Consider the following 15,514-nt stretch of genomic DNA (forward strand, 5'->3'; position numbering starts at 1 on the left):
CCGCGCCCACACCCGCCCCGCGCACTCGCCCGGAACCGGCTGGAAAGCTACGGTCGCTCACCTTGACGGACCACTGACAACTCCCCTAGTTTGCGACCGCTTCGCCGTTTTGAAACGTTTCAACACCCCTCATGGCCCCACTCCGCTCCGCCCCCGCCCGAGTGAAGGAGTACTCCGTTGGCCGGTCAGCCCACACCCCCCGCACCGGACTCGCCCGCCCCGAAGGGCCGACAGCCGCTCAGCCGGCGCCACTTCCTCGGCACCGGCTCGGCGCTGGCCGTGGGTGCCCTCACCGCCGGCACCCTCGGCGCGCTCTCCGGTCGCGCCCAGGCGTCCGCCGGCCCGGCGGACACCGAACCCGTCGCCCTGTCCCCCGCACACTGGATCTGGTACCCGGAAGGGGATCCGCGCAGCGACGCACCCGCCGGACACCGCTACTTCCGCACCCGGTTCACCGTCGCCGAGGGCGAGGTGACCGACGCCCAGCTCGTCGTCACGGGGGACGACACGGTCGACGTGTGGCTCAACGGAAAGCCGCTGGCCGCCTCCCCCCGAGTGGCCGACTCCTGGCGGAACTCCCTGTACGTGGACCTGCGTCCCGCCGTGTCGTCCGGCACCAACACCCTCGCCCTGGCATGCCGGAACCAGGGCGGACCGGCCGGCGTCATCGGGCGGGTGCGGGTCCAGACCTCCGGCGGCACGGCCGACGTCGTCACCGACGCCCGCTGGACGGCCGCCAGGACGGTGACCGAGGGGTGGGAACAGCCCGACTCCGGTGACGACGGCTGGTCCACCGCCCGGGACCTGGGCGCCTTCGGCATCGCCCCCTGGGACTCCGCCGTGGCCGCTCCCGACCTCACGGGCGCGTCACCGCTGAGCGTGGCCGCCCGCACCGTGGAGCACCGCACGCGTCCCCTCGGGGTCGACGCCGCGCGGCCGCGGTTCGGCTGGAAGCTCGACTCGACGGCACCGCAGCAGCGGCAGGCGGCGTACCAGATCCAGGTCTCGTCCGCGGCCGACGGCACGGGCGACGTGTGGGACAGCGGCCGTGTCGCCTCCGACCGGCAGGTCGACGTCGCCTACGCGGGTGGGCGCCTGGCCGGCCTGACCCGCTACTTCTGGCGGGTGCGGGTGTGGGACACCCGGGGCCGGGCGAGCGCCTGGAGCGACCGCCAGTGGTTCGAGACCGGGCCGGCGGCGGACGGCGACGCGTGGCGGGCCGCGTTCATCGGCCGGCCGCCGGGACCGGACCTGTCGGGGGCCGCGTGGATCTGGTACCCGGAGGGTGATCCCGGGGCGGGCCGCCCCGCCGAGACCCGGTACTTCCGGCGCACCTTCACGCTGACCGGCCCACCGGCCGGCGCCACGCTGATCGTGACCGGCGACGACACGGCGGACGTATGGGTCAACGGAGTGCTGGTGAGCGCCTCGACGCGCGTGACGGACTCGTGGAAGAGCGCCGCACTGGTCGATGTCACCGCCCAACTCGTCGGCGGCGCCAACACGATCGCGATCGCGAGCCGGAACTCGAGCCAGTCCCCCGCCGGTCTGATCGCCAAGCTGACGGTGACCGGCGGTCCCACCGTGGTGACGGACGGCTCGTGGAAGTCGTACCAGGACGCGCCGTCCGGCTGGGAGGGCACGGGATTCGACGACCGGAGCTGGCCGGCCGTCCGGGTGGTCGCGTCCTACGGCGGTGGGCCGTGGGGGTCGAACGTACGCGTCGTGCGGCCCGCGCCGCTCCTGCGGGGGACCTTCACCGTACGCCGACCGGTGGCGTCCGCCCGGCTGTCGACGACCGCGCTGGGGTTGCACGAGACCCGGCTCAACGGGGCGAGGGTGGGCGACGACGTGCTCGCCCCCGGCTGGACCGACTACACCAAGCGCGTGCAGTACCGGGTCTTCGACGTCACCGAGCGGATCCGCCAGGGGAGGAACGCGCTCGGCGCCTGGCTGGGCAACGGCTGGTACTCCGGCAGCCTGGGCTTCGCCGGCAGCCAGCGGTACGGCACACAACCCTGGTACTCGGCGCAGTTGCTCCTCACCTTCACCGACGGCACCACCCAGTGGGTGACCACCGACGGCAACTGGCGGACGACGACCGGGGCGATCACCGCGGACGACCTGTACCAGGGCGAGTCCTACGACGCCCGGCTGCACGTCGACGGCTGGGACGCGGCCGACTTCGACGACAGCGGCTGGGCCCCCGCGACCGTACGGGACGGGACCGCGCCCCACCTGGTCGCGCAGGTGGACAACGGGGTCACCGTGCAGCACGAGTTCCGTCCCGTCTCGGTCACCCAGCCGAAGACGGGGGTGTGGATCTTCGACCTGGGACAGAACTTCACGGGCTGGAACCGCGTCTCGGTCCGCGGGGCCGCCGGTACGACGGTCACCGTCCGGCACGGCGAGGTGCTCGATCCCGACGGCACGCTGTACACGACCAACCTGCGCGCCGCCCAGGCCACCGACCGGTTCACCCTCGCCGGCACGGGGGACGCGGAGACGTACGAGCCGCGGTTCACGGTCCACGGCTACCGCTACGTCGAACTCACCGGTCTGCCCGAGGGGTTCAGACCCGACGAGTCGACCGTCACCGGTCGCGCGGTGTGGACGGACGCGGCACAGCCGGGCTCGTTCCAGACCTCCGAACCCCTGCTCGACCGGCTCCAGCACAACATCGTCTGGGGCGAGCGCAGCAACATGCTCTCCATCCCGACCGACTGCCCGCAGCGGGACGAACGTCTGGGCTGGACGGGCGACATCGCCGCGTTCTGTGCGACATCCACGTTCAACCTGGACACCCACACCTTCCTCGCCAAGTTCGCGGACGACCTGGTCGACGCCCAGCAGGCCAACGGCGCCTTCACCGACGTCGCGCCCGCGGTGATCAACGGCTCGGGCACCGCCGGCTGGGGCGACGCGGGCACGATCATCCCCTACACGCTGTGGCAGCGCTTCGGCGACCTCAGCGTCGCCGACCGGCACTTCCCGGCCATGGCGAAATGGGTGGACTACCTGCGCGGCACCTCCGGCAGTGACCTGATACGCAATCAGCAGACCTACGGCGACTGGCTCAACGTCAACGACAACACCGCCCAGGACCTCATCTGCACCGCCTTCTTCGCCCGTTCGGCCCGGCTGGTCGCGCGCATGGCCGCCGCCACCGGCCGCAAGGCCGAGGCCACGTCGTACGGACGGCTCGCCGACCAGGTGGCCGCCGCCTTCAGCGCCCGTTTCGTCTCCGGCGACGGCACGGTGCGCGGCAACACCCAGACCGGCCACGTGCTGGCCCTGGCCTTCGAACTGCTCCCGGCGTCCCTGGTCCAGCCGGTAGCGGACAGGCTGGCCGCCAAGGTCGCCGCGAACGACGGGCATCTGAGCGTGGGCTTCCTCGGCGTCGAGCACCTGCTGCCCGTGCTGGCCGACCACGGGCACGCCGACACGGCGTACCGCATCCTGCTGCAACGCGGTTTCCCCGGCTGGGGCTACATGATCGACCACGGTGCCACCACGATCTGGGAGCGCTGGGACGGCATCCGTACCGACGGCTCCTTCAACGATCCCGGCATGAACTCGTTCAACCACTACGGCCTGGGCTCGGTCGGTGACTTCCTCTACCGGTACGTCGGCGGACTCGGCCCCGCGAGTCCGGGCTACGCCTCCCTGCGTATCGCTCCGCGGCCGGGCGGCGGCCTCACGTCCGCCGACACCATCTACGACACGCCCTTCGGCACCGCGGCGAGCGCCTGGTCGGTGACCGGCACCCGGCTCACCCTGCGGGTGACGGTGCCGGCCAACACCTTCGCCACGGTCACGGTCCCCACCTCCCGCCCGCAGTCGGTCACGGCCCCCGCCGAGGCCGTCCCGACGGGTTCGGCGACCTACCACGTGCCCGCGGGCGGCTACACCTTCACCGCGCCGGTCTGACCGGACCGGCACGGCACGCCCGTGGTGGCCGGCACACGGTTCACGGGGCCGGCAGCAGCACGCCGGGGTTGAGGATGCCGGCCGGGTCCAGGGCGGTCTTGGTGGCCGTCAGTGCCGCGGCGAACGGGCCGGGGCGCTGGCGGTCGTACCAGGGGCGGTGGTCGCGGCCGACCGCGTGGTGGTGGGTGATCGTGCCGCCGTGCGTCTCGATCGCCTCGGACACCGCCGCCTTGATGTGGTCCCACTGGCTCACCATGCTGCCCCAGCGGCCGGGGGCGTACACGCCGAAGTACGGCGCCGGCCCGTCGGGGTACACATGGGTGAACCGGCAGGTGACCACGCCGGTGCCGGTGACCTCGTACATCGCCTGCCGGGCCGCCTCGGTGACCGCCCGGTGGAGCGCGTCGAACCGGTCCCACGTGCACGCCGTCTCGAACGTCTCGGCGATCACCGCGTGACGGGCCATCGCGTCGCGCTGGTAGGGCATGCGCAGGAACGACGAGCGCCAGTTCTCCGCCGCGGACCCGTCGCCGGGGGCGCCGTCCGGCTCTCCCCCGGCGTGCCCGGGCGCCTCGCCCGAGGTGACGCCCGACGGCTCTCCGCCGTGGTCACGGCACAGTTCAAGGGCCCGCTCCAGCCGGGCGTGGACCGGGTGGTCCGCCGACTCGAAGGCGAGGACGAGCAGCCCTCCACCGACGTCGGCGCCCGCGTTGAGCAGGGCCTCGGCGGCGTCGAGGAGGCGGCAGTTAGCCGGGTTGAGCCCGCTCTGCGCGATCGCCCGGGTGGCCGCCACCGCCGCCGCGTAGTCGCCGAACCGGACCGACGCCCCGGCCCGCCAGCGGGGACGTTCCTGCACCCGCATCCACGCCTCGGTGATGATGCCCAGCGTGCCCTCGCTGCCGAGGAAGAGGCGGTCCGGTGACGGTCCCGCGCCGGAGCCGGGCAGCCGCCGCGACGCGCTGACCCCGTTCGGCGTGACCACGCGCATCGACTCGACGAGGTCGTCGATGTGCGTGTACAGCGTCGCGTAGTGGCCGCCGGCGCGCGTGGCGAGCCAGCCGCCGAGCGTGGAGAACTCGAAGGACTGCGGGAAGTGACGCAGGGTCAGTCCGTGGGGGCGCAGCTGCTCCTCGAGGCGCGGGCCGAACACGCCTGCCTGGATGCGCGCGGCCCGGCTGGTCCGGTCGATCTCCATTACCTGGTCCAGTCGTTCCAGGTCCACGGTGACCGTGCCGGGGCGGTCGTCGAAGCGCGGCTCGACCCCGCCGACCACCGAACTGCCCCCGCCGAACGGGATGACGGCGATGCCCTCGCGCGTGCACCAGTCGAGGAGGTCGACGACGTCCCGCTCGTCGCGCGGCCTTGCCACGAGGTCCGGCACATGGCGCAGGTCCCCCTGGAGGTTGCGCACCACGTCCCGGAACGCCTTGCCGTGCGCGTGCGCCGCCCGGTCGGCCGGGTCGGCGGAGCACAGGCCGGCCAGGGAGGCGGGCGCGGTCACCCGGGGCGCGGGCAGGCCGAGCGAGGCGATGTCCGGCGGCTCGTGATCGGTCGGTTCCCCGGGCATCAGCATGCGCGCGCGTTCGAGCAGCGCCTTGAGTTCGGCGCCCTTCACCGCGTCCTCGACATTGCCCCAGCCCCACCACGACCGCGTCATGACACCACTCCCGTCAATTGACCCATGGGTAAATTACTGTTCAGTCATATCGTGGGGTAGGGTCGGGCCCATGGGCAAGGCCGGAACGAAGGGCGTCTCCCGCGCCGAGCGGGAGCGACAGATCGTCGACGTGGCACTGGAGGAGTTCGGCGGCAAGGGCTACTCGGGGGTGTCCGTCGCCGCCGTCGCGCTGCGCGCGGGGATCTCCAAGCCGCTGGTGTACAGCTACTTCGACTCCAAGGACGGCTTGTACCTCGCCTGCGTCCACCGGGTGGGCGGCCTGCTGGTGGACGCCGTGGCCGCCGCCGGGACGCGCAGCGGATCGGCGCAGCACGCGCTGGACACGCTGTCCGCGATCTTCACCGCGGTCGAGGACTGCCGGTACGCCTGGGCGGTGCTCTACGACCCGGCCCTGCCGCCGGCCGGTGAGACGCGCGACGCCGTGCGGTTCTACCGCGGGCGCCTGGCGGCCATGGGCGCGGCCGGCGCGGCGGGCCTCCTCAGTCACGCCGGGCACGACGACCCGCTGGACCACCAGCTCCTGGACCACGTCTGGCAGTACACGGTGGCGGCGGTGATGCGCTGGTGGTCCGACCACCCGGACCAGAGCGCGGCCGAGATGACGGCCCGCTGCGCCCGCCTGCTCACCTCACTGGGCGCCGGCTGACCCGCGTCCCGGTGCCGGAACCGCCGCCGCGCGCGGGCCGGCTGACCGGTCGCGCGATCGCGCGACCGGTCAGCCGACCCAGGAGCCCGTCAGGGCCTGCACGGCGGAGCCGTCGACGTCGGCCAGCTTGGCGCCGACGAAGGCGCGGGCCCAGTCGGTGGTCTGGATCCGGAACGCGGGCCGCTCGGCGTCGAGGGCCTCCATGACCACCTCCGCCGCACCGGCCGGGGTCTGCGCGGTGCCGTCCAGGAACTGCTCCACGGTGCGGTCGATGTAGTGGCGCAGCGCGCCGGTGTACGCGCCGGCGTCGATGCCGGCTTCGAGGTCGACGCCGATGTTGTTCACGAATTCGGTCGCCACGGCGCCGGGTTCCACGACGGACACGCTCACACCGAGCGTCCCGGCGACGGGGGCCAGGCTCTCCATGTAGCCCTCGACGGCGAACTTCGCGGCGCAGTAGGCCTCGTTGAACGGCTGGCCGACGACACCGCCGACGCTGGTGACGGTGATCAGGCGGCCGCCGACGGCGCGGAGGTGGGGCAGCGCGGCCTTGGAGACGCTGAGCACACCGAAGAAGTTGACCTCCATCACCTTGCGGACGTCCGCGAGGGAGTCGTTCTCCAGGGTGCCGAGGTGCCCTGCGCCCGCGTTGTTGACGACGGCGTCGAGGCGGCCGTAGTCGGAGATCACACCGTCGATCGCGGCGGCGACCGAGGCCTCGTCGGTGACGTCGAGGCGGCGGATGTCGAGCTCCACGCCCGCTTCGGCGGCGGCCTTGCGCAGCGCGTCGGCGCGTGTGGTGTCGCGGAGGGTGGCGACCGTGCGCCAGCCCGCCCGGGCGGCGGCCACGGCCGCGGCGAGGCCGATACCGGAGGAGGTACCGGTGATGAGGACGGTGCGGGCGGTGCGGGGGGTGGCGGACATGGCGGGGCCTTTCGGACGATCGAAACACGCTGGTTTATGTGCGTGCACACACAACATAGCTTTATGTGTGTGCGCACGCAACCCCGCCTATACTTCGACGCATGCCGAAGAAGCTGCCCCAGGCCGAGATGCCCGCCGCCGACTACGCCTTCTACGGGCTCGTCTGGGCCGGCACCGTGATGACCGAACGCGTCGACCGGGCCCTCACGAAGGCGCACGACCTCCCGGTGTCCTGGTTCGAGGTCATCCTCTGGCTGGCCTCCAGCCCCGACCCGGTGCCCGCGTCCGTCCTCGGCAACAGCACCATGCTCAGCCGCAGCCAGGTCTCGCGGGTGGTCGACGCCCTCCAGGCCCGCGGCCTCGTCAGCCGCACCCCGTCCGCGCGTGACGCACGGTCGGTCGAGATCTCGCTGACCGACGAGGGCCACCGCCTCTTCGAGCGGGCCGACGCCACCCGCCGTGAGGTCCTGGCGCCGGTGTTCACCGATCTCCTCGACGAGCACGACCTGGAGGCGCTCGGCACGGTGTGGCGGAAACTCAAGGCGGACAAGGAGCGGCTGGCGCAGGACCCGGTGAGCGGGCCCACCGAGTGACGCCCGTGACCGCGCCGGTAAATGAGGTGCCCCGCGGAGCGGCCGCGCACTAGGGTGGTGCTCGTTCAGGTGCGCAGGCAGCGGCTACTTCGCCTGCACAGCGGGAAACGCGGGTTCGAATCCCGTCACCGGCTTCCTGCCGGTGTCGTCCAGCGGCCCAGGACACCTCAGCCGCCGCCGACCTCGATCTCTGAACAGCTACGGCAGCAGCCGCCCGCCCGGGGCACACCCGGCGGGCGGCTTCGTCGTCCCGGCCCCCACCTCTCTCGTGGCATGTGGGCCGAGGAGCCGGGCCTCAGCCCTGCTCGCGCAGGCCCCAGGGAGTGCCGTACTCGGTGAGCAGGTCGAGGAACGGGCGGGGCGGCAGGGCCTCGGGGCCGAGGACCCCCTTGCCCGACCACGCCCCGGTGGCGAGGAGTTCGAGGGCGACGACCGGGTTCACCGCGGTCTGCCAGACCACGGCCTGGGAGCCGTACTCGTCCATCGACCACCGGTTGTCGACCACGTGGTAGAGGTACACCTCGCGGGGAGCGCCGTCCTTCGTGCCCTTCACCCAGGTGCCGGCACACGTCTTGCCGGTCATCCGGTCGCCCAGGGTGGCCGGGTCCGGCAGGCACGCGGCGACCACGTCCCGCGGGGAGACCCGCACGGCCCCGTCCTCACCCGGGACGCCGACCTTCGCGGTGGAGTCCAGGCCCAGCTCGTGCAGGGTCTTCAGCTTGGCGATGAAGTCGTCGCCGAGGCCGTACTTGAACGTCACCCGGCGCGCGTCCACCCAGCGCGGGATGAGCAGCACCTCCTCGTGCTCCACGTTCACGCACTCGACCGGGCCGATGCCCTCGGGGAAGTCGAAGACCTCCGGCTCGCTGAACGGCGCGGTGGTGAACCAGCCCCGGTCCTTCTCGTAGACCACCGGCGGGTTCAGGCACTCCTCGATGGTGGTCCAGATGCTGAAGGAGGGGGCGAAGTCATAGCCCTCGACGGTCAGGTTGGCCCCGTCGCGGACGCCGATCTCCTCGATCTCGTCGAAGAGTTCGTCGGCGGCGTACCGGGCGAAGACGTCGGACAGGCCGGGTTCCACACCCATGCCGACCAGCGCGAGCCGGCCCGACTCGGCCCAGCGGCCGGCCAGTGCGAACTGGTCGTCGCCCAGCTTGACGCCGCACTCCTCGTACGGGCGTTCGGCATGCGGGGCGGACAGGGACATGGCCATGTCCACGTAGTGCGCGCCCGCCGCCAACGCCGCGCGGAACAGGGGCATCACGAACCGCGGGTCGGTCGCGTTGAGCAGGACGTCGCAGCGCTCCTCCGCGAGCAGCCGGCGCACCCCGTCCTCGTCCGAGGCGTCCAGGCGCCGGGCGCTGAAGCGGTCCCCCCGCTCCTTCAGCGCGGTGACGGCCGCCTCGGCCCGGCTCAGGTCGTAGTCCGCCACGACCATGTGCGTCAGGAAGCCGCGGCGGGCCGCGATCCGGGTGACCGCGGTTCCGACACCGCCCGCGCCCACGAGAAGTACTCGCATGTCCGACACCTTTCTCCGCAAGGCACCCGCCTATGCGGGACGCCCCGATGCAACGGGACCGCTCAAGGTAAAGTCAACTGCGTTGGCATAAGGAGCGCGGTCGTGGCGCGCCGAGGAGGAGTGGTCCGTATGGCCAAGCAGGTGGTGCCCGAGGCGGCGCGGCGCAGGCGCCGGCCGACCCAGCAGGGCACGGTGCTGTCCGAGGCGCTGATCGTGCGGACCGCGCTGCGGGTGCTGCGCGAGCACGGCAGCGCCGGCCTGACCGCACGCAGGCTGGGCACCGCGCTCGGCGCGGACCCGAGCACCCTGTACCGCTACTTCGGCGGTATGGACGACCTGACGCGGGCCATCGGCGAGGAGCTGATGGGGCGGGCGCTGGACAGCTGGACCGCAACCGGCGAGTGGCGCGCGGACCTGCGCGCCCTCGGCCTGGCCATCCACTCCGCGTACCTCGCCCACCCACACGCCGCCGCCCTGACCGCGAGCCGGGTGTCGGGCCGGCCCCGGGAGATCGCGGTCGACGAGACGATCCTGGGCATCCTGCGCTCCGCGGGCTTCCCCGATCCCGCCGCCGTCCGGCTCTACCACGCCTTCATCGATCTGAGCCTGGCCTTCGTGGCCCTCGACGCCGGAGCGCTCGCCCTCACGGAGGAGGCCCGTGCGGCGGACGAGGACATGTGGACCTCCACCTACGCCCGGCTGCCCGCGGAGAGCTATCCGCACATCGCCGCGACCGCCCCCCTGCTGGCCGCCCGCATGCCGCACAGCGCCTATGCGACCGTCCTGGACACCCTGCTGGACGGCGCAGCCGCACAACTGGCGCCGGCGAGGTCCGGCACCGCCCGTCGCCGGTCCGCCCGGCCGGACGGACCGGCCGACGGCCGGTGAGCCGGGCGCGCGCCGCGGGTCGGCGCGCCGCCTCACGTACGGTGGGTGCTTGGACCTGATTCAGGCCATTCCTCCCCCACGCCGAGCGGAGCACACGATGCCGTACCCCACCGCCGGACCGGACGGCGACTCCGACGCCCTGTTCGGTCTCGACGCGCTGGCCGGTACCGCCACGCCCGGCGGGGGCGGCACAGGCCCGGCGCGCCGGCCGGAGGGCCGCGCCCGTTCCGCGACTCGCCCGCGGCGCGCCGTCTGCTGCCGGTGCGGCACGTCTACGCGGAGCCCGCGGCCGCTGCGTCCCCGCGCGGCCGCGAGATCCTCGCCCGGTTCCCGGCCGCGAACGTGGTGGAGGTGGACTCCCACTGGCGCATCCCGGGGCTGCACGGCAACGAGGGCAACGTCGAGCGCTGGGTCCGGGTGAAGGGCGAGACCCTCGTCCTGGGTGAGCGGAAGTCGCTGACCACCCGGCCGAACGGACGGTCCGCCGACTGGATCGCCCCCGGCGCCTCCAACGGATGCGCGATGGCCTGCGCGTACTGCTACGTGCCGCGCCGCAAGGGGTACGCGAACCCCGTCACCGTCTTCACCAACATCGACCGGATCATCGCCCACCTGGGGCGGCACATCGCGCGCCAGGGCCCCAAGCGGGAGCCCAACCAGTGCGACGACACGGCCTGGGTCTACGACGTCGGGGAGAACGGCGACTGCTCCGTGGACGCGCTGATCTGCGACAACACCGCGGACCTGGTACACGCCTTCCGTCAGTGGCCGACCGCGAAGGCCTCCTTCGCCACCAAGTACGTCAACCCCGACCTGCTGGCGCTCGACCCGCGCGGCCGGACACGCGTCCGGTTCTCGGTGATGCCCGCCGAGGACTCACGCCTGCTGGACGTGCGCACCTCACCGGTCGGCGAGCGGATCGCCGCCGCCGCGGACTTCCTGGACGCGGGCTACGAGGTCCACTTCAACCTCTCGCCCGTCGTCCTGCGCCCCGGCTGGAAGGAGGCGTGGGCCGAAGTGCTGCGGCAGCTCGACGACGTCCTGCCGGACCGGGTCAAACAGCAGGCGGCCGCCGAAGTGATCATGCTGACCCACAACCGGGAACTGCACGAGGTCAACCTCGGCTGGCATCCGCGCGCCGAGGAGGCGCTGTGGCAGCCGGGTCTGCAGGAGCCGAAACGCTCCGAGAACGGGGCGGTGAACGTCCGGTACGACCACCGCGTCAAGGCGGAGGCCGTACAGGCCGTGCGCACGCTGGTCGCGGCCCACGCGCCGTGGCTTCGCATCCGCTACGCCTTCTGACCGCCCTGTCCGGGAGGCCGAGCGGGCCGGCCGGTCGGTGGGTCAGTAGCGCTGGGCCTTGGCCAGACGAGGGGTGAGATTCTGCTCGGACTGCTGGTGGCTGAAGACGATGGGCTGTTCCTTCTTCCCGGGTTCGAGGTTCTCGGCGCCGGTGTACCTGGTCTCCACGACGTGGTGGTCCGCGTCCTCGAAGTCGATCTGCACGGCGTAGGACGCCTTCTGGCTCGTCTTGTTGGTGATGGTCACCAGCACGGCGAGCACTCCCCCGGTCTGCGCCTTGGGAATGCCGGTCATGCCGACGTCGGACACCGCGTTGCCGCTGCCCTTGACCCCCTTGAGCGCGTTCTGGGCCGCCTGGGTCCTGCGCTCGAACTCGGCCGACACCGAGGCCTCGAACTCCTCGGCGCGGGCCGACGCCGAGGAGGCGGCCGCCGATGCCGACTCCCGGGCCGAGGCGATGGCCGAGGACGCGGAGGAGGCGAGCGCCGAGGGCGGCGCCCCGCTGAACGAGGCCGTGTCCGGGGCGGTGGGCGTCGCGCTGGCGGTGGAGCCGGTGCCACCGCCGCCGTTGCCGCAACCGGTGAGCGCGCCCGCTGCCACGAGGCAGCAACACGTCAAGGTGATCGATGCCAGGGAACGAGGACGAACGCTGAGGAGGCCGGTCCGGCGGTGGGAGGGCATGCGGTCTTCCTTGCAGGTGGGGAACGTGCACGAGGAGATCTTGGACTCATCGTCGGTGCTGCCGGGCGGCCGCGCGAGTCGGACTGGTGCCATCGGACGCCCCTCCCCCGTCCCAGCAGCCCCGGCTCCCCCGTGGACCACCGCACTACAGTGGCTTGATTGATCGGCTGACGGGCCGTCGAACACGGCGATACTCGGGCTGGGCGAACCGCCCTCACTCGCGAATTCGGAGGCCACCCATGTCTCAGAACAGTGTGCGCACGGCCGCGGTGCTCGAAGCCTGGTTGTCGGGCGCCGAGACCGCGTACGGCGAGCTCAACCCCGCCGGCCCGCTGTACGTCGGAGGCACCGCCGCGGAGGCCGCGCTCACCGACCCGAGCGACTCCCTTTACGGCTTCTGCTCCAGCCCGAGCGGGTCGCGCGGCAGCTGGTGCTGCTGACCTCCCGTGTTTTCCCGGCACGCGTCCGAAGGGGCGCGTGCCGTCCGAAGAAGCAGGGAGGGTGGCGGGTGAACGCATCGGCAGCGGACGGCGGAGAACGGGCGGAGTGGTTCGACGGTCCCGTGCGCGGCATCGCGCGTCCGTGGCGGGAGGACCTGGCCCGGCGGTTGGCGGCCGTGACCGCACTGCACGGGGAGGAGCGGGACGTCCTGCTGGAGGCCGGCCACACGGCACTGCTCAACTCCCTGCACGCGAAGCTCACCCGGCTGTTCCTCGTCGAACTGCACGCCCTGCGCATGGCGCAGGGTGTTCCGGACGCCGGGCGGTCCGGCGCCCCGGACACCGCCACCTGGAACGCGTTCGTCGAACAGGCCGGAGCGGAGGGCTACCTGGACAAGCTGGCCGGCCGCTACCCGAGCCTCGGGCGGCGCGTCGCCGTCGTCGCCCGGATGTCGGTGGCGGCCACGGCCGCCCTCGCCGAACGCCTCGCCGCCGACCGGGACCTGCTCGCGCCGCTGCTCGGCGCACCCGCGGGCCGCCTCGGGGCCGTCACCTTCGGCGCGGGCGACAGCCACGGAGGCGGCCTGACCGTCAGCCGGCTCGACCTCACCGGCGGGACGGTCATGTACAAGCCACGCCCGTCCGAGGTGGACGTCGCCCTCGGCGCCCTGCTGGAGGAGCTGTTCGCGGACTTCCCCGAGGCACCCCCTCGGGACGAGCGGATCCGGGTGCCCCGCACCCTCCCGCGCGAGGGCTACGGATGGGCCGAGTTCGTGGAGCACCGCTACTGCGCGGACGACACGGAACTCGCCGCCTTCTACCGCAACATGGGGCACTGGCTCGCCGTGCTCCGCTTCACCGGTGGCACCGACATGCACGCCGAGAACATGATCGCGGCGGGTCCGGTGCCGGTGATCGTGGACGCCGAGACGCTCTTCGACGCCCCCGCCCCCTTCCCGCCCAGCGGCCGCGGGGAGGCGGTCGACCTGGCGGCGGCGGCCATCCGCCGGACCGTGCTGCGCACCGGGCTGCTGCCCGTGCGGGGCACCGGATTCGCGCTGGGCGGGGTGGACATCTCCGGCGTCGGCGCGCTGCCCGGCCAGCAGCCGCTGATCCCCAACCCGGTGATCGCCGAGGGCGGTACCGCGGCGGCCCGCTTCGAGGTGGACCTGGTGGCGATGCCCACGGCGGGCAACCACCCGAGCCCGACCCCCGTGCTGAGCACCTACTGGGACCGGATCCTGGCCGGCTTCCAGGAGATGACCGCCCATCTGCGGCGCGACGAGGTGGACCCGCTCCGGCTGCTGCACCGCTTCGAAGGGGCCCGCGTGCGGCGGATCCGGCGGCCGACCCAGGCCTATGTCGACATCGGCCGGATGCTGTGGCACCCGGCGTCGCTGCACGACGAGGCCACGGCCGTGGCACGGGCCCGGGACATCCTGCGGCGCAACGCCGAGGTGCTGCCGGGCGCGCCGACGGACACCGGGACCATCGACGGCGAGATCGCCGACCTCCTGGCCGGTGACGTGCCGCTGTTCGCCTTCACCGTGGACCGGACCGTCGTACGGAACACCGTCGAGGACTGGCGCACCGCCGACTTCGCGCTGGAGGAGTCGGTGATCCAGGACGCCCTGGTGGGCGCGTACCTCAACGAGCGGTCCCTGCCCGCACGGGTGCGGGCCGCCGCCGAGCGACCGCACGCCCGTGACCGGGAGGCCCGCCGGCGGCGGCTGGCCGCGGCGATGGTGCGCCGGCTGTGCGACGGGGCGGTGCGGGGCGCGGACGGCACGGTGACCTGGATCAGCCCGGTCTTCACCCCGGCGGGATGGTCCATCAGGGTGCTGCCCGCCGACCTCTACACCGGGCAGGGCGGGGTGGCGCTCACGCTCGCGGAGTACGTGCACGAGGTCCGCGCCGGCCGGGCGGACGAGGTACCGGGCGTCGAGGAGACCTTCGAGGGCGCGCTGCGCGTGCTGATCGGCACCGAGGACCGGACACCCACGCCGTCGGCGGGCGCGTTCAGCGGGGCCGCCTCGCAGGTGTGGACATGGCTGGCGCTGCACCGGGTCCTCGACGAGCCGTGGCCGCTGGCGCGGGCCGCCCAACGGGCCGTACTCCTCGAAGGGCGCCTCGTCGACGACGACGTCGAGGTGGATCTCCTGAACGGGGCCGCCGGCGGCATCGTCCCGCTGATCGGCCTGGCCGAGGCCACCGGTCAGGACCGCTGGCTGTCCGTCGCCGCGCACATCGGCCGCCGGCTGATCCGGCTCGCCGCCGTCGACTCCGGCGGCGCGCGCTGGACGACCCGGCTGAACCCCGAGGGCATCGGCGGGTTCGCGCACGGCGCCACCGGCATCGGCTGGGCGCTGGCCAGGCTCGCGCTCAGCGGGGCCGGCACCCCGGCGGAGCGGCGGGCCTGGCGGCACATCGCCGAGCGGGCCTTCGACTTCCAGGAATCCCTGTGGCAGCCCGCCGCGGGCAACTGGCTCGACATCCGCGACGGCGCCGAGGAGGACTTCTTCACCAGCTGGTGCCACGGCAGCGCGGGCGTCGGGATCGGCATGCTCGACCTGCACCGGCGCACGGGCGAGCCGGCCCACCTCGACATGGCCCGCCGGGCCGCCCGTGCCTGCGCCGCCGAGGGCTTCGGCTGGAGCCACACGCTGTGCCACGGCGACCTGGGCCTCTGGCGGTTCCTCACGTCCATGAGCGGTGAAGGCGCCGACGGTCTCGGCACCCTTGACGACCTGGACGGGGAGATCCTCACCGGCCTGGAACAGCGCGGTCCCGTCGGCGGGCTGGCCCGCGAGGCGTTCTCCCCGAGCCTGATGTCGGGACTCTCGGGCGTCGTGCACACCCTGCTGTGCATGCACCGGTCGGCGTCCCTGCCCGATCCCCTGCTCCTCGACTAGC

General features: G+C 73.1%; 11 protein-coding genes. 7 read left to right on the top strand and 4 right to left on the bottom strand.

From position 1 onward, the window contains the following. Positions 1 to 177: 177 nt before the first annotated feature. A complete protein-coding gene (locus N8I86_RS02645) occupies positions 178 to 3,930 on the top strand; it encodes a glycoside hydrolase family 78 protein (protein WP_263276974.1) in 3,753 nt (1,250 codons plus the stop codon). A gap of 40 nt (positions 3,931 to 3,970) precedes the next feature. On the opposite strand, the gene N8I86_RS02650 is transcribed toward N8I86_RS02645, so the two are convergent. After that, positions 3,971 to 5,587, bottom strand: a complete 1,617-nt coding sequence (locus N8I86_RS02650; RefSeq protein WP_263276975.1) for an FAD-binding oxidoreductase — start codon at positions 5,585 to 5,587, stop codon at positions 3,971 to 3,973. A 70-nt stretch (positions 5,588 to 5,657) separates the two neighbouring features. Between N8I86_RS02650 and N8I86_RS02655 the strand changes: the two genes are divergently transcribed. Then, complete coding sequence (locus N8I86_RS02655; RefSeq protein ID WP_073895880.1) at positions 5,658 to 6,254, top strand: TetR/AcrR family transcriptional regulator; 597 nt, start codon at positions 5,658 to 5,660, stop codon at positions 6,252 to 6,254. A gap of 69 nt (positions 6,255 to 6,323) precedes the next feature. On the opposite strand, the gene N8I86_RS02660 is transcribed toward N8I86_RS02655, so the two are convergent. After that, positions 6,324 to 7,178, bottom strand: a complete 855-nt coding sequence (locus N8I86_RS02660; RefSeq protein ID WP_263276976.1) for an SDR family NAD(P)-dependent oxidoreductase — start codon at positions 7,176 to 7,178, stop codon at positions 6,324 to 6,326. A 101-nt stretch (positions 7,179 to 7,279) separates the two neighbouring features. On the opposite strand from N8I86_RS02660, the gene N8I86_RS02665 reads away from it, so the two are divergent. Next, complete coding sequence (locus N8I86_RS02665) at positions 7,280 to 7,771, top strand: MarR family winged helix-turn-helix transcriptional regulator (protein ID WP_073895876.1); 492 nt, start codon at positions 7,280 to 7,282, stop codon at positions 7,769 to 7,771. 295 nt (positions 7,772 to 8,066) lie between these two features. Here the strand turns inward: N8I86_RS02665 and N8I86_RS02670 are convergent, their stop codons facing one another. Further along, positions 8,067 to 9,290, bottom strand: a complete 1,224-nt coding sequence (locus N8I86_RS02670; protein ID WP_123439157.1) for a saccharopine dehydrogenase family protein — start codon at positions 9,288 to 9,290, stop codon at positions 8,067 to 8,069. A 129-nt stretch (positions 9,291 to 9,419) separates the two neighbouring features. Here N8I86_RS02670 and N8I86_RS02675 point away from each other — a divergent pair, with 129 nt between their 5' ends. Beyond that, the gene (locus tag N8I86_RS02675; protein WP_073895873.1) at positions 9,420 to 10,178 is read left to right on the top strand and encodes a TetR/AcrR family transcriptional regulator; all 759 of its coding nucleotides are present in this window, start codon (positions 9,420 to 9,422) and stop codon (positions 10,176 to 10,178) included. A 261-nt stretch (positions 10,179 to 10,439) separates the two neighbouring features. Then, positions 10,440 to 11,480 (top strand): spore photoproduct lyase family protein, encoded by a 1,041-nt coding sequence (locus N8I86_RS02680; protein WP_263276977.1) that lies wholly within the window; start codon positions 10,440 to 10,442, stop codon positions 11,478 to 11,480. Positions 11,481 to 11,522: 42 nt separating this feature from the next. Here N8I86_RS02680 and N8I86_RS02685 read toward each other — a convergent pair whose 3' ends face one another. Further along, a complete protein-coding gene (locus N8I86_RS02685; RefSeq protein ID WP_263280049.1) occupies positions 11,523 to 12,161 on the bottom strand; it encodes a hypothetical protein in 639 nt (212 codons plus the stop codon). A gap of 239 nt (positions 12,162 to 12,400) precedes the next feature. On the opposite strand from N8I86_RS02685, the gene N8I86_RS02690 reads away from it, so the two are divergent. Together N8I86_RS02690 and N8I86_RS02695 are read left to right on the top strand one after the other, a co-directional pair. Beyond that, on the top strand, positions 12,401 to 12,601 hold the full coding sequence (locus N8I86_RS02690) for a DUF6229 family protein (protein ID WP_198960451.1): 201 nt from the start codon (positions 12,401 to 12,403) through the stop codon (positions 12,599 to 12,601). Positions 12,602 to 12,669: 68 nt separating this feature from the next. Then, positions 12,670 to 15,513 carry a type 2 lanthipeptide synthetase LanM family protein gene (locus tag N8I86_RS02695; protein ID WP_263276978.1) on the top strand — a complete coding sequence of 948 codons (2,844 nt, stop codon included), beginning with the start codon at positions 12,670 to 12,672 and terminating at the stop codon, positions 15,511 to 15,513. Position 15,514: the final 1 nt, after the last annotated feature.

This window comes from Streptomyces albidicamelliae, assembly GCF_025642175.1.
Taxonomy (GTDB): domain Bacteria; phylum Actinomycetota; class Actinomycetes; order Streptomycetales; family Streptomycetaceae; genus Streptomyces; species Streptomyces albidocamelliae.

Coding starts and splice junctions, on each gene's coding strand:
- N8I86_RS02650 (WP_263276975.1), bottom strand. CDS start 5,587: ATGACGCGGTCGTGGTGGGGCTGGGGCAATGTCGAGGACGCGGTGAAG.
- N8I86_RS02655 (WP_073895880.1), top strand. CDS start 5,658: ATGGGCAAGGCCGGAACGAAGGGCGTCTCCCGCGCCGAGCGGGAGCGA.
- N8I86_RS02660 (WP_263276976.1), bottom strand. CDS start 7,178: ATGTCCGCCACCCCCCGCACCGCCCGCACCGTCCTCATCACCGGTACC.
- N8I86_RS02665 (WP_073895876.1), top strand. CDS start 7,280: ATGCCGAAGAAGCTGCCCCAGGCCGAGATGCCCGCCGCCGACTACGCC.
- N8I86_RS02670 (WP_123439157.1), bottom strand. CDS start 9,290: ATGCGAGTACTTCTCGTGGGCGCGGGCGGTGTCGGAACCGCGGTCACC.
- N8I86_RS02675 (WP_073895873.1), top strand. CDS start 9,420: ATGGCCAAGCAGGTGGTGCCCGAGGCGGCGCGGCGCAGGCGCCGGCCG.
- N8I86_RS02685 (WP_263280049.1), bottom strand. CDS start 12,161: ATGCCCTCCCACCGCCGGACCGGCCTCCTCAGCGTTCGTCCTCGTTCC.
- N8I86_RS02690 (WP_198960451.1), top strand. CDS start 12,401: ATGTCTCAGAACAGTGTGCGCACGGCCGCGGTGCTCGAAGCCTGGTTG.